Source organism: Aeromonas sp. 600479, from assembly GCF_049175515.1.
Taxonomy (GTDB): domain Bacteria; phylum Pseudomonadota; class Gammaproteobacteria; order Enterobacterales; family Aeromonadaceae; genus Aeromonas; species Aeromonas veronii_A.
In genome coordinates, this window is sequence record NZ_JAAKVF010000018.1 from 79688 (window position 1) to 105429 (window position 25742).

The following is a 25742-nucleotide window of genomic DNA, read 5'->3' on the forward strand; positions in this document are numbered from 1 at the left end:
GATGAGTTATCATTCTGCTCCCGTCATCTGGTTGCAGAGGATCTATGCCCGCGTTCTCCTGGTTAGCGCTCTTTTTCGGCGCCTTCTATTTTGTCTACGGCGCTTACTTGCCGTTCTGGTCGCTCTGGCTGGAGGGGGTGGGCGTCAGCGCCGAGATGATTGGTCTCCTGCTGGGGGCGGGGATGGCGATCCGCTTTGCCGGCAACCTGATGGTGATGGGGCAGATCAAGGGGGCGGGTCATCTGCTGCCGGTTACCCGATTGTTATCTCTGCTCAGTCTGTTCGCCTTCCTTGGCTTCTATCTCAGCCATCACCTCTGGTGGTTGGTCGGTCTCACTCTGATTGCCAACTTTATCTACCCGACCCTGATGCCGGTAGGTGAGGCGCTGGCAACCCGCATGGTGGTGCAGGCGCATATCGACTACGGCAAGGTGCGGCTGTGCGGCTCTTTTGCCTTTATCGTCGCCTCTACCCTGGTAGGGGCGCTGGTGGGCAACTTCGGTAGTGACTGGATTTTGCACACCATGGTGGCGGGGCTGGTGCTGATGCTGCTGCTCAGCTGGCTGCCGCTCTATCCGGCGCCACAGGATAGTCAGGACGAGCGCGCCAAGGCGTCCTTGCTGGCAACCCTGCGCAGCGCACCGGTGCGCCGTTTCCTGCTGCTGACCGCTCTGCTGCAGGGGAGCCACGCCGCTTATTACGGTTTCAGCGCCATCTACTGGAAGGAGCAAGGATATAGCGGCACCATCATCGGCTATCTGTGGGCGCTCGGGGTGGTGGCGGAGATCTGTATGTTTGCCGCCGACAAGCGTTTCTTGCAGCGCTTTGGCGCCCAGAGTCTCTTTATCGCCGGTGCCATCGGTTGTGTGGTGCGCTGGGTATTGCTGGGGGCTTCGACCGAGTTGTGGGTGCTGGTGCTGGGGCAATTGCTCCACTCGGTGACGTTCGGTATGAGCCATCTGGGGGCGGTGCGCTTTATGACCCGTCAGCTACCGGCCGAGCAGTTGATCCCGACTCAGGCGCTCTATGCGGCCCTTGGCCTCGGCATGACGGTGGCGGCCCTGATGGCACTCTGCGGCGTGCTGTTCGAGCCTCTCGGCGGCGGCATCTTCTTCCTGATGGTGCTGGTGGTCTTGCCGGTGTTCTTCCTGCGGCTGCGTCCCTTTGCGCCGTCTGCGCAGGAGAGTGCTCCAGCCTGATATTTGTCTATTTGAATCATCTCCTCACAAAAGGGAGAGCCACGGCTCTCCCTTTTTCGTTGTTGCAGTTTGCGGCGTTACTGCTGCTCGCCAAGATAGAGGCGGCTGAGACGGCGCCAGGTATCCGAGCCGATGGTGCCGGCAAGCAGCTCATTGGAGGCGGCATCAAAGCGTCCATCCGGCAGCCAGCCCAGTTGGGGCAGCAGTTGCGCCAGCGTCACGTCATTGTGTTGCAGTTCCCGCTCCAGCGCTTCCCAGAAGGCGCTCCCCTTGACGTAAAAGAGCGGGTAGTAGGAGCGATCGCCCGCCAGCACCTCGCGAGCTGCCCGATAGAGGCCGCTCTCGCGATGGGGCATCTGTTTGCCCCGCTCGGCCAGCTCGTTGACCGCCGTGACTTGATGCAGCCGAAAGCGGCGCAGCGCCTTGATGGCGAGGTACTCGGCGAGGCTCTCGTTGACCCAGGTGGGTTGTGGAGCAGAGTGGCGAGCGCTGAGGATATGCACCGCCTCGTGGGCCGAGGTGCGCAGCAGGCGCAAGGGGGCCTGTGGCGTCGGTTTGCCAGCCTCGGTGGGGTAGTTGGCGACAAACACCTGATCCCCGGCGGCGCCGCCAAGGGAGCGGGTCGCCACATCCCGCCCCAGCCACACCAGTTGCCATGGATGAGTGGGTGGCTCCACATCGAGCTGGAAGGCCAGATAGTCGATGATCTCATTCAGTTGCTGCTGCAAGGCTGGCAGATCGAGCTGGTTGGCGGTCTCGTCATGGCTCAGCACCAGCCGCGGATCCGGCTTGGTGACGGGCACAGTGTCCAGACCAAATGGCAGGATCAGCGGCGGCTGGTTGACATCCGGCAGTGGTTGGCAGCTGCCATCCGGCAGACAAACCTTTCCTTGGCGACTCCCCATCTGGCGCACAAAGTTACCCCACTCGGTCAATAGCCACTGGTCAGGGGCAAACAGCAGCGACTGTTGGGCCGAGGCATCAGCACCCTCTGCCGGAGCCGGTGTGAGCGTGATCTGCCAGCCGATCTCCTTGCAGGAGAAGGGCTGGTTGAGGGCAACCGGCTGGTTGTCTGCAAGGCAGACCAGCGCGGGGGAAACCGGCGTGGCACTGCCCGGCAACTGACGAGCGGGGAGCAGGGTAAAGGGAGGTTTGCCCTGCATAGTGAGGTGCACTTGCAGCACATTGGCGCTGGCGCCCTGCTCGATAAGGTAGCGGGGGCCGTTCGCGTCATTGCCAGCGCAGGCCCACAGCGGCAGCAGCCACAGGGCAAACAGGGTGATATGACGACTCATAAGAGGGTTAGCGCTCCTGCTCGTAGCCCAGCAGATCGCCGGGCTGGCATTTGAGTTCACGGCAGATGGCCTCCAGGGTGGAGAAGCGCACCGCCTTGGCGTGGCCATTCTTGAGGATCGAGAGGTTGGCCTCGGTGATGTCGATGCGCTGGGCCAGTTCGCGGGCGGTCATTTTGCGCTCGGCCAGCAGGGCATCGAGCCGGATGATAATGGGCATGGGATCCTCACACCGTCAGTTGTTGTTCATCGGCCAGCTGCTTTGCTTCCCGCATCACCAGTGCCAGCGCCGAGACGATCAATCCACCCAGCAGCAGCTGAAAGTTTGAGGAGCTGATATTGATGGTGCAGTACAGTTCAGGGCCATGCAGAGTGAGCACTATATCCAGCAGTGGCGTGGTGATGATCTCGGCGATGAAACTGGCACACAGCAGCAGTCCGATCATCTTGTAACGACGGATCTGGCCGAAGGTGAACAGCATAGCGCGTCGATAGCCACGAAACAGCTGGAGCAGTTGCCACAGGATGAGCATGAAAACTACATCAGGCAGTAGCATGACCAGGGTCGCCAGCAGGCGGGTTCCCATACTGAGGGAGTAGTCGGCAATCGAGGGGGCCGGAGTGGTCACTACTGGCGAGGGCATGTTCAGTGGGACATTGCGGAGTGTGGAACCGTCATTCACTGCCAGGGCATCGACCAGCTCCTGATGCAGATAGTCGTTGCCACCCAACAGGTGTGACCAGGCTCCCATGACGGTCATAAGTGGTGTGGCCACCAGTGCAAATAGTAGAACCCACTCGATCAGGCCGCTCATTCGTTCGAGCTTGTTGTGTTTCATCGTTTATCTCCAGATGGAATGTGACAGAAAGATTAGGGCCATGAACGGTGCTGCCAGCAGGGTCAGCAGCAGGAACCATTCGATGAGGTCGCTGATGTGTCCGAGCGTGTGGTGTTTCATCGTTTCACCTCTTGCTTGAAAGAGAAAGATGGAGCGTGCGCGCATGAAATTATTGTTTATCAATAAACAGGCGCTAGTGTTTATCGTTTTACGATATAGTGTCAAGGCTGAATTTATTGAAAAACGATAAATTCAATCTGCCTGCAGGGGGATGACTTTTGGCTGTCGCCTCTCTAGACTGGCGAGGTTGTATACAAAAACTCAACATCTACAAGGGGTTATCGATGCACCAGGGATGGCTGCTGATCGGATTGTCGCTCATCTATCTTGGGCTGCTGTTTCTGATCGCCTTCGTGGCAGACAAGCACAAACGGCACCGTCTCAAGGGGCAACCGCTGCTCTACAGCCTGTCGCTGGCGGTCTACTGCACTTCCTGGACCTTCTTCGGCACAGTGGGGCAGGCGAGTGAATCCCCTTGGTCACCGGTGCCCATTTACCTTGGCCCCATGCTGGTCTTTCTGTTTGGCTGGCGGCTACTGGCCCGCCTTATTCTGGTGGCCAAGCGCGAGCACATCACCTCCATAGCCGACTTTATCGCCGCCCGTTACGGCAAATCCCAGCGGCTTGCCATGGTGATCGCCCTCATCGCCATCATGGGGATCCTCCCCTATCTGGTGTTGCAGCTCAAAGCCATCGTTACCGGGCTGGATCTGCTGATGGTCAACAGCGGCGGCATCAGCCCGACCAGCAACACCAGCGAATTGGCGCTCGGGGTCACTCTGCTGCTGGCGCTGTTCAGCATCCTGTTCGGCACCCGCCATCTCGATGCCACCGAGCACCACAGGGGGATGGTGGTAGCCATCGCCTTCGAGTCGGTGGTCAAATTGCTGGCCTTTATCGCGGTGGGGGGCTTCGCCCTCTGGCTGATCCTGAGCAAACCGGGCGAGGCTCACGAGGTGGTGACTCGCGACTTCTTTGCACAGGTGGTGGCGGTGAGCCCTGGCAACCTGCTGGAGCTTGCCATCTATACGGTGCTGGCGATGTGCGCCGTCATCTGCCTGCCGCGCCAGTTTCATGTGACTGTGGTGGAGAACAATCAGGGACAGGATCTGCATTGGGCGCGCTGGATCTTCCCGCTCTACCTGTTCGTGATGGGGCTCTTTATCTGGCCGCTGGCGCTGGCGGGCAAGCAGTGGGTGGGGGCCGACATGGCCTCCGACACCTATGTGATCAGCCTGCCGATGGCCCTCGGGTTCGATGGCATGGCAATGCTGGCGTTTCTCGGCGGCACCTCGGCGGCCACCGGCATGGTGATCGTCTGCACCATCGCGTTGGCGATCATGGTGAGCAACGATCTGGTGCTGCCGGTGCTGCTGCGCCGCTTCTGGCGGCAGGGGCGTGACGAGCGGCTGGTACGGCTGCTGTTGCAGGTGCGCCGTGGCGCCATCTTGCTGATCTTGCTGGCGGCCTGGGGGCTCTACCTTTGGCTCGGCGATCTCACCAGCTTGTCGCGCATCGGCTATCTCTCCTTTGGCGCGGTGGCCCAGTTTGCGCCAGCCCTGCTGCTCGGTCTTTACTGGCGTCACGGCAATCGCAAGGGGGTCTATCTTGGGTTGAGCCTCGGGGTGAGCCTCTGGTTCGTCACCCTGCTGGTGGAGAGCGGGCTGTTGGCCGGTTCACCGCTGGCCGAACTGCTGGCACCGCCGGACTGGCCCGCATTTCGCGAGCTGAGTCTCGGAGCCTGGTGCATCTTCCTGAGCTTGCTATTCAACCTGCTCGGTTATGTGGCGGGCTCGCTGCTGTCGCGCCCTGCGGTGAGCGAGCGGCTGCAGGCGGCCAACTTTGTCGGCAAGCCGAGCCGCGATACCGCCGCCCTCTATCAGGCGCGGGTCTCGGTCAAGGAGCTGGAGATGCTGGCGGCCCGCTTCGTCGGTTCAAGCCGGGTCAAACGCGCCTTTGGTCGTTTCGCCGGTGAGCGGGGCGGCACCCTGGCGCCCCAGATGCAGGCCTCGGCCGAGCTGATTGCCCACACCGAGCGGCTGCTGGCGGGGGTGTTTGGTACCTCATCGGCACGGCTGGTGCTCGCCTCTGCCCTGCAGGGGCGCAACATGCAGCTCGAGGAGATCGCCACCATCGTCGATGAAGCCTCCGACGTTTTTCGCTTCAACCGCGGCCTGCTGCAGGGTGCGATCGAGCATATCGGGCAGGGGATCTCGGTGGTGGACAGGGAGCTTCGGCTGGTGGCCTGGAACCGCCGTTACATCGAGCTGTTCCACTATCCGCCCGGGCTTATTCAGGCAGGGCGCCCCATTGAAGAGATCATCCGCTACAACGCGCAGCAGGGGCTCTGTGGCCCCGGCGATATCGAGGATCATGTGGCGCGGCGGGTCGCCTTTATGAAGCGGGGCAGCGCCCATATCTCGGCGCGGGAGCGCCCGGATGGGCGAGTAATCGAGATGCAGGGCAACCCCATGCCCGCCGGTGGTTTTGTCATGACCTTTACTGACATCACCCCGTTTCGCGATGCCGAACGGGTGCTGCGCGAAGCGAACGAACATCTGGAGGCACGGGTGGCCGAGCGCACCCGTGAGCTCTCCGAGCTCAACCGTCAACTATTGCTGGTGAACCAGCAGGTGGAGCGGGCCAACCACTCCAAGAGTCGCTTTCTGGCGGCGGTCAGCCACGATCTGACCCAGCCCCTCAATGCGGCCAAGCTGTTTACCTCCTCCCTGCTGGAGATGTTGCCCGCCGAGGGGGAACCGGCACGTATCGCCCACCATATCGACGATGCGCTGGGGGCGACCGAGGATCTCATTAGCGATCTGCTCGATATCTCGCGGCTTGAAGCGGGCAAATTCAAAGCCAGGAAACTCGACTTCGCCCTGCATGACTTGTTCGACAACCTCAAGGCGGAATTTGGGGTATTGGCACAGGCGGGGGGGATCCACTTCTCGGTGGTGGAGAGCAAGCATGCGGTGCATAGCGATGTGCGGCTGCTGCGCCGGGTGTTGCAGAATTTCCTGACCAATGCGTTTCGCTACAATCCGGGGGGGCGGGTGCTGCTCGGTTGTCGCAGGTCAGGAAGCAAGATCCGCATCGAGGTGTGGGACAACGGCCCCGGTATCCCGCAGGACAAGCAGGAGGCTATTTTTGACGAGTTCTCCCGTCTCGATCACTCCCGTACCGCCAAGGAGCAGGGGCTGGGTCTGGGGCTCGCCATCGCCCGCGGCATCTCGCAGGTGCTTGGCCATCAGCTCACCCTGCAAAGCTGGCCGGGCAAGGGATCGGTCTTTGCGGTGACCCTCAATCTGGCGACCCGGCCGGTCACGGCCCATCAGCTGGCGGCGCCGGTGGTGCGTGACAGCCAGCTGGAAGGCGTAGCTGTGCTCTGCATCGACAATGAGCGGGATATTCTGACCGCCATGAGCACTTTGCTCAGCCGTTGGGGCTGCGAGGTGCGTTGCGCCGTCGATCTGGCCGAAGCCGAAGCGCTGGTGGCAGACGGGTTTGTGCCGAGACTGGTGCTCTCCGACTATCACCTCGACGATGGCAAGACCGGGCTGGAGGCGCTGGCTGCGCTGCAACAGGTGTGTGGTGACGAGTTGGGGGGCATCGTCATCAGCGCCGATCGCAAGAGCGAGTTGCAGGTGCAGATCCGTGAGCGAGGGTATGGCTACATCAGCAAGCCGGTCAAACCGCTCAAACTGCGGGCCCTGATGAACAGCCTGCTGCTGAGGTAAACAGGGGGATGTTACTTATGGCTCCATAAGGGGCTCAATAAAAGCGGCTACCTTGTCGCGGATTTTGGGCTGGGCCGCCGGGGTGGGATGAATACCATCGTTCATCATAAGTTCAGGGCGCAGCGCAATATCATCCATGAAGAAGGGCAGTAGGGGCAGATCGTTAGCCTGGGCCAACTCGGGAAAGATCTGTTCAAACTGGCGCAGATAGCGGGCACCGTAGTTGCGGGGAAGCTGGATTTGGGTCAACACCACACGGGTCTGCTGTTCCTTGGCGAGCGCGATCATACTGGCCAGATTCTGGCGGGTAATGGTCGGTGCGAAGCCGCGCAGGCCATCGTTGCCCCCCAGTTCGATCAGCAGCCAGTCCGGCTTGTGCTCCTTCAGCAGGGCGGGCAGACGGGCCAGAGCCCCTTGTGTCGTTTCACCGCTGATGCTTGCATTGAGCAGGGTGTGTTTGCCCCCCTCTGCCTGCCATTTCTGGTTGAGCAGGGCGGGCCAGCTCTGCTCAACCTGCATCTGATAGCCGGCGCTCAGGCTGTCTCCCAGTACCAGCAGGGTCTGGGCCTGAGCCGACGAGAGCAGGCTGCCGAGGCCAACGAACAAGGCAAACAGAATACGCACCATCAATTCAACTCCCGCTATGGATTGTCATCAAGGGATTGGAACAAAGGATACAGAGCATGAGTTCAACCCCCATTATTGTCGTCAAGGGCCTCGGCAAATCGGTTCGCCTCGGCCAGGAAAGCCTCACCATCCTTGAAGGGATCGATCTGCAAGTCAATAGCGGCGAGACGGTGGCCCTGGTTGGCGCCTCCGGCTCCGGCAAGTCCACCCTGCTGGGGCTGCTGGCCGGGCTCGATCTGCCGAGTCAGGGGGATATCGAAATCCTCGGCAAATCCCTGGGCGAGCAGGATGAAGAGAGGCGGGCCCGATTGCGCGCCGAGCAGATCGGGTTTGTGTTCCAGTCGTTTCTGCTGCTCCCGACCATGACGGCGCTGGAGAATGTGATGCTGCCTGCCGAGCTGCGTGGCGAACGCCACTGCGAGCCGAGGGCCCGCGAGCTGTTGGCGGCAGTCGGGCTTGGCGAGCGGTTGCACCATCTGCCGCCACGGCTCTCCGGCGGCGAGCAGCAGCGGGTGGCCATCGCCCGCGCCTTTATGACCCGTCCCAGCCTGCTGCTGGCGGATGAGCCGACCGGCAACCTCGACAGCAAGACCGGCGAGAAGGTGATCGAGCTGCTGTTTGAACTCAATCGCAAGCACGGCACCACCCTGGTGGTAGTGACCCATGATCATCAGCTGGCCGAGCGTTGCCAGCGGCAACTGGTCATGACGGCGGGCAGACTGGATCGCGAGGTGGCCCATGATGTGGTGTAACGGGGTGAGCTGCGGATCAGGCGGGAGATACAAGGGATGATGCAGTGGCGATTGGGATGGCGGCTGCTGCGCCGGGAAGGGTTCAGTGGCGAGCTACGCTGGTTTGTGCTGGCGCTGGCCCTGAGCGTGGCGTGCGTCTTGAGTGTGGCGCTGGTCGCGGATCGGCTCGATGCCGGGCTCAAGGCGTCGGGCCGCGACTTTATCGGGGCGGATCGGGTGTTGCGCACTGCCGCCGCCCTGCCGGATGGCTGGCTGGCCCGAGCGAAACTGGATGGCTTGGCGGTGCAGACCACCGTCAGCTTCAACAGCATGCTGTTTCACGGCGATGCGTTGCAGCTCGCCTCCATTCGGGCGGTGCCCGACGGTTTCCCCTTTTACGGCAAGCTGGAGCTGGAACCGGCCCGTGCCCCGGCCCCCGGCGAGATCTGGCTCTCCGCCCGGGTGATGCAGCTGCTTAAGGCCAAAACGGGGGATGAGCTGGAGGTGGGCAATACGGTGCTCAAGGTGGCAGGCCTGCTTGGTGAGGAGCCGGATCAGGGCTTCAGCCCCTTCCTGCTGGCGCCGCGGGCGCTGATCCACAGTGCCGATATCGAGGCGACCGGTGCCCTGCTACCCGGCAGCCGCCAGCAGTGGCGCTATCTGTTCAAGGGGCCGCGGGAGCCGCTTGCTCGTTACGAACAGTGGTTATTGCCACAATTGCAGGCCGGACAGAAGTGGATCAAACCGGATGACAGCGAATCCCGTGTCGGCCGCTCGCTGGCCAATGCCGAGCGTTTCTTCCGGCTTGCTTCCCTAAGCGGGGTATTGCTGGGGGCGTTGGCGATGGGGATCGCGGTGCGCCACTTTGCCGAGCGCCAGACCAATATGGTGGCGCTGCTCAAAACCCTGGGGGCATCCCGTCGCTCGCTCTGGCAACTGATGGGAACCCTGCTGCTGTCGTTGACGCTGATCGGCGCGTTGCTGGGTCTGGTCGCGGGTACGGCCATGCAGTGGATCACCTTGCAACTGCTGGGGGACCTGCTGCCGCCGGATCTGCCGCCTCCCTCTTGGCGCCCCTTTGCCCTGGGAGTAGCGGTGGCGCTCTTTATCACCCTGCTGCTCGCTTTTGTGCCCTTCTTGCGGCTGCTGAAAGTGCCGCCGCTGCGGGTATTGCGCCGGGAGCTGGAGGCGGGCATTCCCCCCTGGCTGGCCCTGCCGGTCGGGTTGCTCGGGCTGTTTGCGCTGGTTTGGGGCTTTACCGCCGATGTGCGGCTGGCGCTGGGTCTGGTGGGTGGCATGGGCTTGCTGATGGGGCTGCTGGCCCTGCTGGCGGCGCTGATGTTGCGGCTGGGAGCAAACGTGAACGGACCTCATGCCTTGCGGTTGGCGCTGGCCCACCTGTCGCGCGAGCGCAGCAGCGGCCTGTTCCAGCTGGCGGGCTTTGCGCTGGCATTGATGCTGTTTGGCTTGCTCTGGGCGGCAAGGGTCGATCTGCTGGATGAGTTTTCGGCTCGTCTTCCCGTCGATGCACCCAACCGTTTTCTGGTCAATGTGGCCGAGAATGAGCGGGAGGGGATCCTGAGCGAGCTGGCGGCAGCCGGGGCCACCACCTCCGACTTCTACCCCATGGTGCGCGGCAGGCTGACCCATATCGCCGGTGAGGCGGTGGGCGAGGGGGCCAGCAGTGGCCGCGAGGGGGTCGATCGGGAGCTCAACTTCACTACCACCGCCACCCTGCCAATCGACAACAAGCTAGTGGCCGGGAAATGGCTCGCCGGGCCCGGCGAGGTGTCGGTGGATAGCGAGTTGGCCAAGCGACTCGATATCAAGCTGGGGGACATGCTCGCCTTTACCATCGAGGGTCGCAATTTCGGCGCCAGGGTTACCAGTCTGCGCAGCATCAAGTGGGACAATATGCGCCCCAACTTCTACATGATCTTCTCCGGGGATCTGCTGGCACCCTTCTCCCGAACCTGGCTTGGCAGCTACCGGCTGCCCGAGGCGGGGCGCACTGCCGAGGTGGAGTTGATCCGCCGTCACCCCACGGTGAGCCTTATCGATGTGGATGACCTGATTGCGCGGCTCACTCAGGTATCGGAGCAGGTGAGCCGGGCGCTGGCGCTGATGTTGGGGCTGGTGACAGTGGCCGCGCTGCTGGTGCTCCTGACCCAGACCCAGGCCAGCATGGCTCAGCGTCGGCGCGAGCTGTTGCTGATGCGCACCCTGGGTGCCAGTAGCGGTCTGCTCAGGAAGATGCTGCGTTGGGAGCTGGTGGCCAGTGGTGCGCTGGCTGGGCTCTGTGCCGCCATGGTGGTGGAGCTCTGCTCCTTTGGCCTGCAGTGGTGGTGGTTCGAGGGGCAGTGGCAGTTCCACTGGGCCATCTGGCTCGGCCTGCCGACGCTGGGGGCACTGCTGGTGACGCTGGCGGGGCAGGGGATGCAGCGCCAGCTGCTGGCTGGCACCCTGAGCGATCGGCTGCGAGGGCTGGGTCAGGGGTTGTTGTAATCCCGCCAACGCGAGCCGATGCACACAAGGTGCAATAGCGCAGCCACCATAAACAAGCAGCCCGGCCATTGGCCGGGCTGCTTGCTATATGAGGTGCTGACGAGTGGACGCAGCGAGCGGGTGTGAGTTAGCGGGGCTCACGCAGCAGATTGGTGAGGGCGCTCGGCAGTTCGGGATAGCTGAAGTGAAAACCGGCCTGTTGCAGCCTTGCTGGTATCACCTTTTGTCCGGTCAGCAGCAGATCTGCCGCCTCCCCCATCACCAGTTGCAACAGCGGCGCCGGGACGAAGAAGAGGTGTGGACGGTGCAGCGTGGTGGCAAGGGTCTGGCTGAACTCCCGGTTGCTGACCGGATGGGGCGCAGTGCCGTTGAAGATGCCGCTGCACTCTTCGTGATCCAGCAAGAACAGCATGGCGCGCACCAGATCCTGCACATGGATCCAGCTCATCATCTGGCTGCCTGACCCCATGGGGCCGCCGAGTCCGAGTCGGTAGGGGGGGAGCATTTTGGGCAGGGCGCCGCCATCCATGCCAAGCACCAGCCCGATCCGCACGATACAGACCCGGGTTTGGCGGCTCTGGGCTTCCTGCGCCAGGGTCTCCCACTGCTGGCAGAGCTGGTGGGTAAACTCGTCGTTGGGAGAGCGGCACTGCTCGTCGAGGGTTTCGGTGCCCTGTCTGCCATACCAGCCGATGGCGGAGGCGTTGATCAGCACCTTGGGCGGCGTGCTGGATAGCTTGATGAGATCCACCAGTTGCTCGGTCAACAGCCAGCGGCTATCGCAGAGCAGCTGTTTGCGCGACTCGCTCCAGCGTCCGGCGGCAATGGGTTCACCCGCCAGATTGATCACGGCGTCCACGTCATTGAGGTCATCGAGTCGGTCTAGGTTATCCAATACCTTGATATCGTGACCCAGCAGGGAGTATGCGCGGCTCCCCTGCCTGCTCAATACCACGACCTCGTGATTGACCTTGAGATGGGCAACCAGCTTGCGGCCGATAAAGCCTGTTCCGCCGGTAATCAGAATTTTCATGCTGCACACTCCTGCTCCCTTTTGCTCTACTCTAATTGGCTGATTCTGGATCAACAAGCAGGGTCGCAGAGTATGTGATGAGCAACTCAACTGTGTTAACCGTGCCGCTGATTTGCCGCCAGGTGTGGAATAATAGCGTTAACTGATTGATTTCTGTCGGGTGGTTATTTTGCTCCATCGAAGTCATTGCGATCCTTGTCGCCTTCCATCCGGGCTGTCCCCCGACTTGCACAATAAAGAGGCCGCATGCCATTTCGTCGATTGAAACTTCGTCAGCTCTACAAGCGGCTTCTGGTGTCGCTGTTGATTGGGGTGTGGATCCTGCTGCTGGGGGGGGCTGCCATCATCTGGCAAACTGTTTCGGAGATAGAGCGGGATGCGGAGTCTCGTTTGCAGCGGGCTATGGAGATGTTCGACAGGACCTTCAATCATGCTCGGCAAGCAGCCATCAATTTGGAGGGGATGCTGGGTCACCCCTGCCAGGAGGCGGCACAGCGGTTGCGCGAGCAGGTGACTACGGTACCCGATGTGCGTTCCGCCAATCTGGCTATTGGTAGCCACATCTACTGCACCTCGCTCTATGGTGACTACGATGGTCTCTTCAATCCGGACATCTATGTGGAAGGCAGGCTACAACTGCTACCGGGTAATGAGGTCACACCGGATCGTCCGTTGATCGTGCTGCGTCACCAGACAGACAAGGGGAGTGTATTGATCGTGGTAGATGGGTACTACCTGCGCAATACCCTGGATATCTCCAGCAAGAATTCACGGATTGCCCTGGTGGTGGGAAATACGGCGCTGTTTGGTTCGGGCCAGATGGGGCCCGCCCCTTCTGCTACGGAAGAGGGGTATCTATCCTATCGGTCAGCCAGTTTCCCTTACCAGGTAGCCACTCAGGTCACTAACCATGATTATCTGATCCACGCTTGGCGCCACTCCGCAGGCAGTATCGTGCTCTATCCTCTGCTGGCCTTGCTGGTCGGGATCGGTTCCTTCAGGCTGATGGGGCGTAGCCGCTCACCATCAGAGGAGCTCAAGCGGGCGTTGATCGAGGAGGAGTTTATCCCCTACCTGCAGCCGGTGGTTTCCGGTGAGGATGAGCGATGGCATGGCTGTGAGGTGCTGATGCGCTGGCAACATCCCAAGCAGGGGATGATCTCGCCGGATCGCTTTATTCCGCTGGCGGAAGATAGCGGGTTGATCGTGCCCATGACCAGCCTGCTGATGACTCAGGTGCGCGACTATTTCTCCCCTGATGCCCGCAAGTTGCCAGCCGGATTTCATTTCGGTTTCAACATTTGTGCCAGTCACTGCAAGGATTTGAGCTTGGTGACCGACTGCAGGGATTTTATCAACGCCTTCAAGGATAACCCCGTCAAGTTGGTGCTGGAGCTGACCGAACGGGAGCTGATTGTTGCGGACGAGACGACCGACAAGCTGTTTGCTGAATTGCGTCAGTTGGGAGTCATGATCGCCATCGATGACTTTGGTACCGGCCACTCCAGCCTGACTTATCTGCAGCAGTTCCAGGTAGATGCGCTCAAGATCGATCAGAGCTTTGTCGGAATGATCGGGTCTGATGCCCTTTCCAGCCATATCGTCGAGAATGTGATCGATCTTGCAACCCGGCTGGGTTTGAAGCTGGTTGCGGAAGGGGTGGAGACTGAGGTGCAGTCGGACTACCTGCGGACTCGCCATGTTGATTATTTGCAAGGGTATCTCTATGGCCGTCCCATCCCGATGAAGCAGTTTTGCAAGACCCTGTTTGGCTGATGGGTTGCGTTGAGGACATAAAAAAACCAGCGATGCTCGCTGGTTTTTTGTTGATACGGTTTGGCTTGGGCGATCAGAGCATGCGCTGGAGGGCGCGGGCCAAGCGTTTGACCCCCTCCTCGATGGTCGCTTCATCGACGCAGGAGAAGCTCAGACGCAAGGTGTTCTTGATCTCTGGGCGCACGTAGAAGGGGGCGCCGGGTACGAAGGCCACCTTCTCCTTGATCGCCTCGTCAAACAGCGCCATGGCACTGATGTGGTCAGGCAGGGTCAGCCAGAGGAACATGCCCCCTTCGGGTCTGGTGTAGCTGACGCCGGGCGGGCAGTGACGGGCAAGCGCGGCTTCCATGGCGGCACGCTGGCGACCATAGATCTCCTTGATCTTCTCCAGATGGGCATCCAGTGAATTGTCGGTCAGGAAGCGGTGCAGCACCTGCTGGCTGAAGGCGTTGCTGTGCAGGTCGGTGGCCTGTTTGGCGATAGTCACCTTCTTGCGCAGCCACTCCGGCACCAGCATCCAGCCCAGACGGAAGGCGGGCACCACGGTTTTCGAGAAGGAGCCGAGCAGCACGGTATTGTTTGGCGCCAGCTTGGCAATCGGGGGCAGATGTTCCCCTTCGAAACGCAGCTCGCCGTAGGGGTCATCTTCCACCATCAACAGCTCGTGGTTGACCAGTCGTTCGGCTAGCGCCTCGCGATTGGCACGGCTGTAGGAGACGCCGCTCGGGTTCTGGAAATTGGGCACGCCGTAGAGCAGCTTGGCATTTGAGCCGTTTGCCAGCAACGCATCCAGCGCCGCCAGATCCAGTCCAGCTTCGCCGAGGGTAATTGGCTTGAAGGTGGGTTGGTAGACAGAGAAGGCCTGGATGGCGCCAAGGTAACCTGGCTCTTCAATAATGAGATCCTGTCCCTCGTCGATCAGTACCTTGCCCAGCAGATCCAGCGCCTGCTGGGAGCCGCTGGTAATGAGGATGTTGTCCGGATTGACCTGCATGCCGTGGCGGGCCAGATAGCGGTCGGCAATATACTGGCGCAGTGGAGCGAAGCCCTCTGTCGCCGCATATTGCAGGGCGGCAGCCCCTTGCTCGCGCAGTACATCCTGACAGGCCTGATCGATCGCCTTGACCGGAAACAGATGGGGGTTGGGCAGGCCACCGGCGAAGGAGATGATCTCCGGATTGGCGGCAACTTTGAGGATTTCACGGATAAAGGAAGGTTCGACTTTCTCGAAGCGCTGGGCAAAAAACGGCTGCATAGACAATTCTCTCGGCATGTGGGCGGTCGCTCCATTCGACCGCCAGGTTATCCGTTTGTATCAGATTTCAGAAATGAGGCAATGATTGTCACAAAAATCGCCCAAAAAGGGCAGGTTTGGCACCTGCCCGAATTTTACCTGTCTGTGTGGCGACAATGCATTGAGTTGGGGCGATCTTGTTTTGTTGAAAAGCAACTGACCTTACAAACCCGGTTCCTTGAGGAAGCGGATCATCAGGTCGGTGTTGGCGCCAAGTTGGCTTTCTACTCTGCCTGGGAATAGTTCCGCCATCTTGTCGAGGCGGTCATACTGGGTGTGCCAGATTTTTCCCCACTGGGTTTCGCTGTCACGATCGCAGGCGCTCTTGGTGGCATCGTCGTAGCAATCCCATAGTGCGGGATTGGTACTTTGGGAGTAGCCGTCGTAGCCATCTGCACCGTTGATGGTGAAGTTGGTCGCTTCAACGTAGGCGATCGGCACCCCCAGGCAGGCAAAGGGGGCGTGATCTGACCAGCTGCCGGTCTCCCCTTCCGGATAACCGCTGTAGCTGGGATGAATGGCAAATGGGGTCGCTGTCTGTTTGGAGAGGGTGAGGAGGCGATCCCGCACCTTGGGATCGAAGCTGTAGCGGCTCGGATCGGCGCAGTTGTATTCGGCGACGTCCGAGTGGGCTGAGTGGACGTAGACGATGTCGCCCCCGGCGATGGTGTCGTAGTTCACCATCGCCAGCAGCTTGGCGACGGCGGTGCTGTCGAGGCTGGCGGCATAGGCTTTGGAACCGTTGAGACCGTTCTCCTCCGCGCCGAAGAATGCAAAGCGAACCGTGTAGGGCAAGGTTTGTCCTTTAAGCTCCTCCGCCACTGCCAGCAGGGCCGCGACGCCAGCGCCGTTGTCGGTGGCCCCTTCAGAGCCTTTCTTGTCACCTGTGCTGTCGTAGTGGGCGCCGATCAGGATCACCTTGTCACTCTTACCCTTGAGCTCTGCGATCAGGTTTTGGGAGTTTTTACTGGCGCCATTTTTGGTGTAGGTGAAGGACTGGCGTTGCACATCGTAGCCCCAACCGGTCAGATGGTCCTGGATCCAGGCCGCGGCACGAGTTTCTGCCTCTGTCCCCGTGGGGCGTGCGCCAATCCCTTCTGCGGTTGAACTCAACTGCACCAGATACTCATAGGCTTGCTCGGCGGCGGCAGGAGCTTGCGAGTCATTTGTTGATGTGTTGCACCCCGCAAGCAAAGCGGTGATGGCAAACGCCAATGCTGTGTATTTCATACTGCAATCCTTTGTTGTGTATGGTTTTATTTGCGCAGGCAGCATGCACTCGACGCGTGACCGATTCTGTGAACGGGTCGGCATTTGTCAACCGTTATAGATGAATTGGTGAGAGATGAGGGATTTGTTTCGTGAAACACTTGCGCCTTGGGCCTATCTTGGGATAATTCGCTCCCCTGTTTTCGCGGGTCGATGAAATGCCGAGCCGCGAGCGGTCCCGCTCGGGATCGGACACAAGATGTATTACCCGGATTGATGAAATAACGAGACCATTATGCCTGTGACCCAAGATGTATTTAACGAAGACGGCAAGTTCATGCGCAAGATCCGCAGCTTTGTCCGTCGCGAAGGCCGCCTGACCAAAGGGCAGGAGAAGGCCCTGGAAGAGCTCTGGCCGGTCATGGGCATCGATTTCGAGCCAAAGCAGCTCGATCTGGTCGCACTGTTTGGCCGTGAAGCTCCTGTGGTGCTGGAGATCGGTTTTGGCATGGGCGCCTCTTTGGTCGAGATGGCCAGGAATGCCCCCGAGAAGAACTTCATCGGTATTGAAGTGCACACCCCGGGCGTGGGGGCCTGTCTGGGCAGCGCGCAGGAAGCGGGCGTCACCAATCTCAAGGTCATTTGTCACGACGCAGTCGAAGTGCTGGAGCACATGATCCCGAACGGTTCACTCTCCTGCCTGCAGCTCTTCTTTCCGGATCCCTGGCACAAGAGCCGTCACCACAAGCGTCGCATCGTACAGCCTGCGTTTGCTCAGGATATTCGCCAGAAGCTGGCCATCGGTGGCGTGTTCCACATGGCGACCGACTGGGAAAACTATGCAGAGCACATGCTGGAAGTGATGAGCGCCGCCGAGGGTTACGAGAACACCTCTGCTTCCGGTAACTGGGTGCCGCGCCCTGACTGGCGTCCGCTGACCAAATTTGAACAACGTGGCCACCGTCTCGGCCACGGGGTTTGGGATCTGATTTTCAAGCGTGTCAGCTAAGCTGGCACGTCAACACACCTAGCGTATCAACTAACTTGAGGAGCTATCATGGCCAATCGTAGCCGCCGCCTGCGCAAGAAACTGCGCGTCGATGAATTCCAGGAAATGGGTTTCGACATCAGTTTCAACTTCCCGGTCGGCACTGCCGAAGAGACCATCGATGCGGTAGTCGATGCGATGATCGATGAGGTTGTTGAACCCCGCAAACTGGCTTTTGCCGGCTCCGGTCACCTGGCCTGGGAAGGGATGATCTGCACCCAGCAACTGGGCAAGTGTACCGAAGAAGACCGCGCTGCCGTCAAATCCTGGCTGGAAGGCAAGGGGATGGAAGCCGTGGTCGTTACCGAGCTGTTCGACCTCTGGTACGGTGAACCGGCCTGATACAAGGCTGCCGCATCTGGCGCCTTGTTGTGGGTAACTGAAAAATCCCGCCGCTGGCGGGATTTTTGTCAGTGGGGATGGGATCTCCAACGCTGTTTTAGTCATGGAATCGCTTATTGCTTATGGTGTTGTCATCCGAATTACTGGCCAGCATCCTTGAAGAGGTGCGCCCGTTGCTGGGACAAGGCAAGGTGGCCGACTACATTCCGGCACTGGCTCAGGTACCGGCCGATCGGCTCGGTATCGCAGTCTGTACCGTCGAGGGGGAGCTGTTCACCGCCGGTGACGCTTTTGAACCCTTCTCCATCCAGAGTATCTCCAAGGCCCTGAGCCTGACCCTGGCACTCACCCTCTATCAGGAGGAGGAGATCTGGGCCCGGGTTGGCAAGGAGCCCTCCGGCCAGCCCTTCAACTCGTTGGTGCAGCTCGAGTTCGAGCAGGGGATCCCCCGCAACCCCTTTATCAATGCCGGGGCGCTGGTGGTGAGCGATCTGCTGGAGACCCGCCTCACTGCGCCGCGTCAGCGTACCCTCGAGCTGGTGCGCCGTCTTTCCGGCAATCCGGCCATCATGGCGGATCAGGTGGTCGCCCGCTCCGAATATCAGCACTCTGCCCGCAACGCCGCCATCGCCTATCTGATGAAGGCCTATGGCAACTTCGAAAACGAAGTGGACAAGGTGCTGCAAAGCTACTTCAATGCCTGTGCCATTCGCATGAGCTGCGTCGATCTGGCGCGGGCATTCATCTATCTGGCCAACCGTGGTGTGCCACTGGGTGAGAGCGTGCCGCTGCTGCCCGCCCGCACCACCAAACAGGTCAACGCCTTGCTCGCCACCTGCGGTCTCTATGATGAGGCGGGCGATTTTGCCTATCGTGTCGGCATGCCGGGCAAATCGGGTGTCGGCGGCGGTATCATCGCCCTGATCCCGGGCGAGCTCTGCGTCTGTGTCTGGTCGCCGGAGCTTAACAAAGCCGGTAACTCGCTGGCGGGCACGGCGGCGCTGGAGCTGCTGGCCGAGCGGCTGGGTCGCTCCATTTTTTAACCTTGTTCACTATGAATCGAGAAATCACCATGAAACGACATCTTCGCTTCCTGCAGGCCGCGCTGGCGACCTTACTGCTCTGGTGTGCCCTGCCCGCCGTGGCAGGGGAGTTGCCACCGCTCTCGCTGGCCGATGCCAAGGCCAAACAGGCTGTCATCCTGGATACCCGCGCCAGCTACTTCTATCAGGGGTGGCCGATGGAAGGGGAGAAGCAGGGCGGCCATGTGGCGGGCGCCGAGAACCTCTCTGCCGAGTGGAAATACAGCGATGAAGAGTGGCCAAAGGCCCTCGAGATCAAGGGGCTGAAGGCCGATCGTCCGGTTGCCCTCTACGGCGCGTCCCGCGAAGTGGCCGAGGTGGCCCGTCTGCTGCGCAAGCAGGGGATCAAGCAGCTGTTCGAGCTGCAAGGGTGGCAACCCGCACCGCGCGAGTCGCTGGCACGCTGGCAGCAGCTGGTCTATCCGCGCTGGTTGGCGGATCTGCAAGAGGGCAAGCCGGTTGCCGCTGCGCCCAAGGGTGACTGGAAGCTGTTTGAAGTGGATTGGGGTTCACCCAAGGCCTACCTCATCAGCCACATCCCGGGGGCCGGATATATCGATACCAACAGCCTCGAAGAGGAGCCGCTGTGGAACAAGGTCTCTGACGAAGCGCTCAAGAAGCTGCTGCTGGATAACGGCATCCGTCACGACACCACCGTCATCCTCTATGGTCGCAACACCATGGCGGCTGCCCGTGCCGCGCATCTGATGATGTATGCGGGGGTGGAAGATGTACGCCTGCTGGACGGTGGCCTGGATGCCTGGTTTATCCAGCACCTGCGCACCGAAACCGGCCTGCCCAACAAATATGAGCCGGTGAAGGAGTTTGGCGTGGCCATTCCCGCTCACCCCGAGTACTACACCACGCTAAGTCAGGCGAAAGAGCTGCTCAAGCAGCCCGATAGCGCACTGGTCAGTGTGCGTACCTGGGACGAGTTTGTCGGCAACACCTCAGGTTACAGCTACATCAAGCCGAAGGGCGATATTCCGGGGGCCAAGTGGGGTCACGGTGGGGTGGATGCCAACAGCATGAGCGACTTCCACAACCCGGACGGCACCATGAAGCCGGCCCGCGAGATCCTCGCCATGTGGGAGCAGTGGAACATCGAGCCAACTCAGCAGGCCGCATTCTACTGCGGTACCGGCTGGCGCGCCTCCGAGGCCTTCTTCTACGCCTGGCTGATGGACTGGAAACGGATCAGCGTCTACGACGGCGGTTGGTATGAGTGGAGTTCCGATCCCAAGAACCCGACCGTGACCGGTGAGCGCCAGCCCGCCAAGTCATGATTGCGCTCTTGCGCTTGAAAGAAGAGGCCGGACAGATGTCCGGCCTTTTTGTATCCGCTCGGACCTGCGCCAGCCTGCCACTACACTTTGCTGGTGGCTATCAGGTCGATGGAAGGAGTGGCTGATGAGACGGATATGGACAGGCCTGCTGGTGGCAGGCGTACTGGCACAGGGGGTAATGGCTGCCGAACGGGCTCGTTATCTGGTGCAACTCAAGCCGGGGGCGGAGGCCGCTGTGCTGGCCCAAAGCAAAGGGATGGGGGGCGAGCTGGCCCTGCAACTGCCCGAGCAGCATGCGCTGGCGCTCTGGTTGCCAGCTGCTGCAGCGACAGCGCTGGCGCGCAACCCCAACGTGCTGTGGGTGGAGCCGGATGCCAAGCGTTATGCCAGTGCCGAGACCCTGCCTTATGGCATTCCCATGGTACAGGCGCCACAACTGAGCGATGGTATGGCCGGAGAGGTGCTGGTGTGCATCATTGACTCTGGCTATAGCGGCAATCACCCGGATCTGCCCCATGGGGCGCAGGTGCAGGGTAGTGACAACGCTGGTACTGGCAGCTGGAGCAGTGACGAAAACGGTCACGGCACCCACGTGGCAGGCACCATAGCCGCCATTGGGGGGAACGACATGGGCGTGGTCGGTGTCTTGCCGAATCAGAGTGTTCCGCTGCACATCATCAAGGTGTTTGGCGCCAACGGCTGGGCTTATACCTCCAACCTGGTGGGGGCCCTCAATGCCTGCAAGCAGGGGATGAGCAGTCGTGGCTTTACTCGCATGGTCATCAACATGAGCCTAGGGGGCAATGTGCCCAGCAAGACGGAAGAGCAGGCGTTCAATCAGGCTTACAGCCAGAATGTGTTGAGTGTGGCGGCGGCGGGCAATGCGGGCAACACCAGCAAGTCCTATCCCGCCTCTTACAGCAGTGTGGTGAGCGTGGCTGCTATCGATAGCAGCAAGCAGTTGGCTTATTTCTCGCAACGCAACGATCAGGTGGAGCTGGCGGCCCCCGGTGTTGCTGTGCTGTCGACCGTGCCGAGTGGTTACGCCAGCTACAGCGGTACCTCGATGGCGACCCCTCATGTGGTCGGGGTCGCCACCCTGGCCTGGTCACAGCGGCTGGAGTGCAGCAATGATCAACTGCGCCAGACCCTGCGCAGCAGCGCCCAGGATCTGGGGGCTGTCGGACGGGACAACAGCTATGGCTATGGTCTGGTGCAGGCCAGAGCCGCGGCAGATCGGCTGGCACTTGGCTGTGGTTCCGGTACCGGTAGCAGTGGCAAACCGGGTGGTCGCAAGTAACTGATTTTTGATGGTGATCTCACTTTATTGTGCAAGTTTCCGACTGCCTGCCGGATTGGAGTAGGCTGGATATGACACCCTCGTGGTGAGGGTGAAAGGAGAAGAGTGCGCCTATGAAAAAACTGATGATGATCCTGGTGTGCGCCCTGGGGCTGGTAGCATGCAGCTCCCAATACATCATGAGCACCAAGGATGGCAAGATGATCACCACAGAGAGCAAGCCCAAGCTGGACGAGAGTACCGGTATGTATCGCTATTACGATCATGAAGGGCGTGAGGTGATGATCAATAAAGAAGATGTGACCCAGATCATGGAGCGTTGAGCGCTCATATGCAGTCAGGGCCGCAATATGCGGCCCTTCACATTTTTACCGGCAAATCTCTCCATTTTCTCAGGCAATCGCACCTCTTTCGCCACAAATGCGCGTTCGGGTACAGCTTCCGTTATGGTTCGGTCCGTATTATTGCACTCCGTTTTTTATTGGAGGTGTTATGTCCCTGATGTCTATCTGGAATTCCCGTTTTTCCGCGCGCACCCTGCTGGGTGGTGTCTTGCTGGTGGTGGCGTCAGCCAGCCATGCTGGCGATGATCAGTTCACGCTGGGGCGGACTATTTTGCTGGGGGCCGGTGATCATGGTGCGACAATTCCTTTGGTGATTTGCCGTCAGACCAAATATATCAAGGTGAAGGCGGAACGTGATTTGACCCTGGATCGGGTGGTGGTGACCTATGGTGGTGATCGTACCAAAACCATTCGCTTCGATCGGGAGATGAGCAGTGATAAAGAGACCGAGTGGAAATCACTGGGTTCGCGTCGTTGTGTGAAAAAGATCGAAGTGTACGGTAATTCAGAGCGCAGCAAAGCGGGCGTAAAAGTATTCGGCCGTAAATAATCGATGCATTTTGTCTGCACGAACAGATGAGCTAAAAATAATGGCGAGCCGTGGCTCGCCATTATTTTTTATGGTCGGCTTTGCTATTTTTTCGGCCGAAATGGCTTGATGACAGTTTCATCGCACTCAAGATACGGCCCTTCCATCAAATCGATGCAGTAGGGGATGGCGGGGAATACTGCATCCAGACACTCGCGGATCGATTTGGGCTTGCCCGGCAGATTGACGATCAGGGTATCGTCGCGCAGCCCGGCAGTCTGGCGCGACAGAATGGCGGTCGGCACAAACTTGAGGGATTCGGCCCGCATCAGCTCGCCAAAGCCCGGCATCATGCGATCACACACCGCTTCGGTCGCTTCCGGCGTGACATCCCGCTTGGCCGGGCCGGTGCCGCCTGTGGTGACGATGAGACAACACTGCTCTTCATCCGCCAGCCGGATCAGGGTCGCTTCAATCTGATCCTGTTCATCGGGGATCACCTGATAGACAGGTTCCCACTCCGAGGTCAGATAGGCGTTCAGGGTGTCGATGATGGCCTTGCCGGAGAGGTCTTCATAGATGCCCGCGCTGGCGCGATCGCTGACGGTGACGATACCGATTTTTGCCTTGCTCATGGTCTGCTCTTGAATGTCCGATAAAAGTGGCAATTAAAATAACATAATCAGTGAGATATGTTAAATCGTCGGAAGGAGCTACTGGTCATTTTATGGATGATAAAGAGTCGAATGAAGCAAAATTAATTTATCCCGACTTTTATTGGAAATAAAAAACATAAAAAAGCAGCCTAAAATGTCTAAGTGTTTTGCATGCTCTTTCTTTTTTAAGCAAATGTTTGTTTCTGCATGTTATTTCAATGGATGATTTTCATCATGGTTGCCATTTTAATAACGATTACCTGAGTGGTGTGGTGAGCTCTTTGCCGCTCGGTCGTATATAAAGTTTTATATGGCTGGTTCCTCAAGTTGTAGAGCCAGCAATAGTCGCCAAGGAGGGCATATGGAGTTGCCTGATTTTGACACCCTGAAGGAGTTGGCTGCGAGTGAGCCTTCCCGGCTGGATGCGATCCTGAGGCAGCAGATAGACCAGTTGATGGCCCGGGCTAGCCCGGATCAGCAGCGCCGTCTGCGCGGATTGCAGTTCAAGATTGATGGTCAGCGTCGGCTGGCTAAAAACAATCTAGACAGCTGTATCCGGATTGCCAACATGATGCGGGAATCCTTTTATCTGATGCGCAGCGAAATGATCCAGTTCAGAGAAGAGGGAGAGCCTCCGCCTGAAAACGATGGCAGTGGTAAAATAATCCGTCTGGCGGACTATCGACGTCGTAAATAATCTGCAAGAAACTCCTTGGTTGATATTTCAGCCAAATCGGTGAGGTCATAATAAAGGGAATTGCTGACGACCTGATTGTTATGGTTTTTAATGTTAGTCGTAATGTATTTGTGATGTAATCTCTTTTCTCCTTCTTGTAATAACTTATTAGTCAGGTTGTGATTGAGGTGGATGAATAACGGTAAAAGTTAGGCTAATATGGCCGAAATTTTTATTGCTACGACTCGAAGGGATTATGAGAAGTATCACACCAAGACGGGTGTTGTCGCGGGAGCAACAGACAGAGATCACCCGCATTATCGTCAAGGTGGGTCAGTTGTTGGCCCAGTTCGGGGCGGAGAGCCGGATCATCGAACAGACCACGGTGCGACTGGGGATGGCGCTGGGGTTGGAGAGTGTCGAAATGGCTATCTCGTCGAGCGCCATTGTGCTCACCAGTCTCTATCAGGGCAGCTGTGTCACCACTACCCGGCGGGTGCGTGAACATGGCATCAACATGCAGGTGGTGTGCGAAATCCAGCGGATCTGCATCATGGCGGAGAAAGAGCTGATCGGCGCACGGGAAGTGCGCCAGCGCCTCGAGGCCATTGTCCCCTTCCATTATCACCCCTGGCTGGTGGTGCCCATGGTAGGGCTCTCCTGTGGAGCCTTTAGTCTGCTGTTTGGTGGTGATTGGCCCATCTTCCTGGTGACCTGCTTCTCGTCTGCCGTCGCGATGCGGGTGCGCCAGCTGATGGCCCGCCATCATCACAGTCCGCTCATCAACTTTGCCGCCACCGGCTTTATCGCCACCTTGCTCTCTTCCAGCGCCACCTTCTTCAACTGGGGTGACCAGCCCTATCTCGCCATGGCGGCCAGCGTGCTGTTGCTGGTGCCGGGCTTTCCGCTGATCAATGCGGTTTCCGACATGGTGAAGGGCTACTTCAACATGGGGCTGGCCCGCTGGGGGACCGCGACCCTGCTGACCATCAGCGCCGCCATAGGTATCATTTTGGCCATGTCGGTCACCGGTATCTGGGGGTGGAAAGTATGATGGATTTGCTCTGGCTACTGGCCAAGGATGCCTTCTGGTCCTCCATTCCGGCGGTGGGGTTTGCCATGCTGTTCAACGTGCCGCCACGGATGTTGAAGTATTGCGCCATGGGCGGCGCGCTGGCCCACAGCCTGCGTACCCTGCTGATCCACTATGGTATGCCCATCGAGTGGGCGACGCTGGCGGCGGCGACCACGGTCGGCTTTGTCTGCGTCTACTGGTCGCGCCGTCTGCTGGCGCCGCGTCCGGTGTTCAGCGTTGCCTCGATTATTCCGATGATCCCGGGCAGTTATGCGTTCAAAACCATGATTGCGGTGGTAGAGCTCAATATCAACGGCGTGACCATGGAGTTAATCCAGAGTGCGGTAGAGAACGGCCTCAAGGCGCTCTTTATCGTTGGTGCCCTCAGTTTCGGTTTGGCGATCCCCTCTCTGGTCGTGTACCGTAACCGCCCCATAATCTGACAGACGGTGAGAGGCCCCATGAAGATTTCCATGATTGCCGCCATGGCCCACGACAGGGTGATCGGCAAGGACAACCAGATGCCCTGGCATCTGCCTGCCGATCTGGCTCACTTCAAGCGTGTCACTCTCGGTAAACCGGTATTGATGGGGCGCAAAACCTTCGAATCCATCGGTCGACCGCTGCCCGGACGGCGCAATCTGGTGATCAGCCGCAATCCCGGTTATCAGGCTGGGGGCATCGAGGTCGTGGGGTCAGTCGAGGCGGCACTGGCCCTGTTGGCGAGTAGCACGGTGGAAGAGTTGATGGTGATCGGTGGTGGTCATCTCTATACCGAGATGTTGCCGAGTGCGGATCGTCTCTACCTGACGCAAATCGATCTGTCAGTTGAAGGAGATACCCGCTTCCCCGCGTTTGATGATGGCCAGTGGCTGCGCATCGACTGCGAGAGCCACCCTGCCGATGAAAAGAACCCGCACCCCTACCGATTCGAGACCTGGCAGCGCCGCTGAATCATGGCATGTGCTAACCGATAGCCACGAAAAAGCCCCTTGTGTTGCACAAGGGGCTTTTTTCGCACGGGTGTCCCGTCCTGAATATGGTTTACACCTTTCCTCCCAATAAATGGAGAACCGGATGGGACAAGGTGTGAAACGGA

General features: G+C 59.5%; 24 protein-coding genes. 16 read left to right on the forward strand and 8 right to left on the reverse strand.

Annotation, left to right across the window (positions count from 1 at the left end; genetic code table 11):
* The first annotated feature begins 44 nt into the window (after nt 1-44).
* On the forward strand, nt 45-1199 hold the full coding sequence (locus tag G5149_RS17260) for a 3-phenylpropionate MFS transporter (RefSeq protein ID WP_216978142.1): 1155 nt from the start codon (nt 45-47) through the stop codon (nt 1197-1199).
* 77 nt (nt 1200-1276) lie between these two features.
* Here the strand turns inward: G5149_RS17260 and G5149_RS17265 are convergent, their stop codons facing one another.
* Genes G5149_RS17265 through G5149_RS17275 form a run of 3 tightly spaced genes read right to left on the reverse strand, consistent with a single transcriptional unit; the run spans nt 1277 to nt 3330 of the window.
* The gene (locus G5149_RS17265; protein ID WP_216978143.1) at nt 1277-2494 is read right to left on the reverse strand and encodes a hypothetical protein; all 1218 of its coding nucleotides are present in this window, start codon (nt 2492-2494) and stop codon (nt 1277-1279) included.
* 7 nt (nt 2495-2501) lie between these two features.
* Entirely contained in the window at nt 2502-2711 is a 210-nt protein-coding gene (locus tag G5149_RS17270) for a helix-turn-helix domain-containing protein (protein ID WP_005335250.1), read from the reverse strand.
* A gap of 7 nt (nt 2712-2718) precedes the next feature.
* A complete protein-coding gene (locus G5149_RS17275; RefSeq protein ID WP_337072479.1) occupies nt 2719-3330 on the reverse strand; it encodes a DUF2975 domain-containing protein in 612 nt (203 codons plus the stop codon).
* Nucleotides 3331-3674: 344 nt separating this feature from the next.
* On the opposite strand from G5149_RS17275, the gene G5149_RS17280 reads away from it, so the two are divergent.
* Complete coding sequence (locus G5149_RS17280; protein WP_421213120.1) at nt 3675-7130, forward strand: NahK/ErcS family hybrid sensor histidine kinase/response regulator; 3456 nt, start codon at nt 3675-3677, stop codon at nt 7128-7130.
* A gap of 15 nt (nt 7131-7145) precedes the next feature.
* Here G5149_RS17280 and G5149_RS17285 read toward each other — a convergent pair whose 3' ends face one another.
* Nucleotides 7146-7757 carry an arylesterase gene (locus G5149_RS17285; protein WP_421213121.1) on the reverse strand — a complete coding sequence of 204 codons (612 nt, stop codon included), beginning with the start codon at nt 7755-7757 and terminating at the stop codon, nt 7146-7148.
* 56 nt (nt 7758-7813) lie between these two features.
* Between G5149_RS17285 and G5149_RS17290 the strand changes: the two genes are divergently transcribed.
* Nucleotides 7814-8509 (forward strand): ABC transporter ATP-binding protein, encoded by a 696-nt coding sequence (locus G5149_RS17290; RefSeq protein WP_421213122.1) that lies wholly within the window; start codon nt 7814-7816, stop codon nt 8507-8509.
* Nucleotides 8510-8545: 36 nt separating this feature from the next.
* A complete protein-coding gene (locus G5149_RS17295) occupies nt 8546-10993 on the forward strand; it encodes an ABC transporter permease (protein WP_421213124.1) in 2448 nt (815 codons plus the stop codon).
* A 127-nt stretch (nt 10994-11120) separates the two neighbouring features.
* On the opposite strand, the gene G5149_RS17300 is transcribed toward G5149_RS17295, so the two are convergent.
* Nucleotides 11121-12026 carry a TIGR01777 family oxidoreductase gene (locus G5149_RS17300; protein WP_110302630.1) on the reverse strand — a complete coding sequence of 302 codons (906 nt, stop codon included), beginning with the start codon at nt 12024-12026 and terminating at the stop codon, nt 11121-11123.
* A gap of 246 nt (nt 12027-12272) precedes the next feature.
* On the opposite strand from G5149_RS17300, the gene G5149_RS17305 reads away from it, so the two are divergent.
* The gene (locus G5149_RS17305; RefSeq protein ID WP_421213126.1) at nt 12273-13802 is read left to right on the forward strand and encodes an EAL domain-containing protein; all 1530 of its coding nucleotides are present in this window, start codon (nt 12273-12275) and stop codon (nt 13800-13802) included.
* A gap of 73 nt (nt 13803-13875) precedes the next feature.
* Here the strand turns inward: G5149_RS17305 and G5149_RS17310 are convergent, their stop codons facing one another.
* On the reverse strand, nt 13876-15057 hold the full coding sequence (locus tag G5149_RS17310) for a PLP-dependent aminotransferase family protein (RefSeq protein ID WP_337072474.1): 1182 nt from the start codon (nt 15055-15057) through the stop codon (nt 13876-13878).
* A gap of 201 nt (nt 15058-15258) precedes the next feature.
* Nucleotides 15259-16326 (reverse strand): M28 family metallopeptidase, encoded by a 1068-nt coding sequence (locus G5149_RS17315; RefSeq protein ID WP_421213129.1) that lies wholly within the window; start codon nt 16324-16326, stop codon nt 15259-15261.
* A gap of 274 nt (nt 16327-16600) precedes the next feature.
* Here G5149_RS17315 and trmB point away from each other — a divergent pair, with 274 nt between their 5' ends.
* The 7 genes from trmB to G5149_RS17350 all read left to right on the forward strand — a co-directional run bounded on the left by trmB (nt 16601) and on the right by G5149_RS17350 (nt 22257).
* Nucleotides 16601-17314 carry a tRNA (guanosine(46)-N7)-methyltransferase TrmB gene (trmB, locus tag G5149_RS17320; RefSeq protein ID WP_421213130.1) on the forward strand — a complete coding sequence of 238 codons (714 nt, stop codon included), beginning with the start codon at nt 16601-16603 and terminating at the stop codon, nt 17312-17314.
* Nucleotides 17315-17362: 48 nt separating this feature from the next.
* Nucleotides 17363-17695: a YggL family protein gene (locus G5149_RS17325; RefSeq protein ID WP_005348158.1), complete on the forward strand. Its 333-nt coding sequence runs from the start codon at nt 17363-17365 to the stop codon at nt 17693-17695.
* A gap of 122 nt (nt 17696-17817) precedes the next feature.
* Nucleotides 17818-18738, forward strand: coding sequence for a glutaminase B (glsB, locus tag G5149_RS17330; protein ID WP_005348151.1), 921 nt, complete (start codon nt 17818-17820; stop codon nt 18736-18738).
* 29 nt (nt 18739-18767) lie between these two features.
* The gene (locus G5149_RS17335) at nt 18768-20063 is read left to right on the forward strand and encodes a sulfurtransferase (RefSeq protein ID WP_421213132.1); all 1296 of its coding nucleotides are present in this window, start codon (nt 18768-18770) and stop codon (nt 20061-20063) included.
* Nucleotides 20064-20187: 124 nt separating this feature from the next.
* A complete protein-coding gene (locus G5149_RS17340; protein WP_227342051.1) occupies nt 20188-21363 on the forward strand; it encodes a S8 family peptidase in 1176 nt (391 codons plus the stop codon).
* Nucleotides 21364-21476: 113 nt separating this feature from the next.
* Nucleotides 21477-21686, forward strand: coding sequence for a YgdI/YgdR family lipoprotein (locus G5149_RS17345; protein ID WP_129503426.1), 210 nt, complete (start codon nt 21477-21479; stop codon nt 21684-21686).
* A 169-nt stretch (nt 21687-21855) separates the two neighbouring features.
* Entirely contained in the window at nt 21856-22257 is a 402-nt protein-coding gene (locus tag G5149_RS17350) for a DUF2541 family protein (RefSeq protein ID WP_129503427.1), read from the forward strand.
* Nucleotides 22258-22340: 83 nt separating this feature from the next.
* Here the strand turns inward: G5149_RS17350 and mog are convergent, their stop codons facing one another.
* Complete coding sequence (gene mog / locus G5149_RS17355) at nt 22341-22871, reverse strand: molybdopterin adenylyltransferase (RefSeq protein WP_005354170.1); 531 nt, start codon at nt 22869-22871, stop codon at nt 22341-22343.
* A gap of 382 nt (nt 22872-23253) precedes the next feature.
* Here mog and G5149_RS17360 point away from each other — a divergent pair, with 382 nt between their 5' ends.
* The 4 genes from G5149_RS17360 to folA all read left to right on the forward strand — a co-directional run bounded on the left by G5149_RS17360 (nt 23254) and on the right by folA (nt 25596).
* Entirely contained in the window at nt 23254-23589 is a 336-nt protein-coding gene (locus tag G5149_RS17360) for a DUF3135 domain-containing protein (RefSeq protein WP_139410235.1), read from the forward strand.
* A gap of 235 nt (nt 23590-23824) precedes the next feature.
* Nucleotides 23825-24622 (forward strand): threonine/serine exporter family protein, encoded by a 798-nt coding sequence (locus tag G5149_RS17365; RefSeq protein WP_421213134.1) that lies wholly within the window; start codon nt 23825-23827, stop codon nt 24620-24622.
* A complete protein-coding gene (locus G5149_RS17370) occupies nt 24619-25086 on the forward strand; it encodes a threonine/serine exporter family protein (protein WP_026035076.1) in 468 nt (155 codons plus the stop codon). Before G5149_RS17365 ends, G5149_RS17370 begins: the two co-directional genes overlap by 4 nt.
* Nucleotides 25087-25104: 18 nt before the next feature.
* Entirely contained in the window at nt 25105-25596 is a 492-nt protein-coding gene (gene folA / locus G5149_RS17375) for a type 3 dihydrofolate reductase (protein ID WP_216978158.1), read from the forward strand.
* Nucleotides 25597-25742 lie beyond the last annotated feature (146 nt).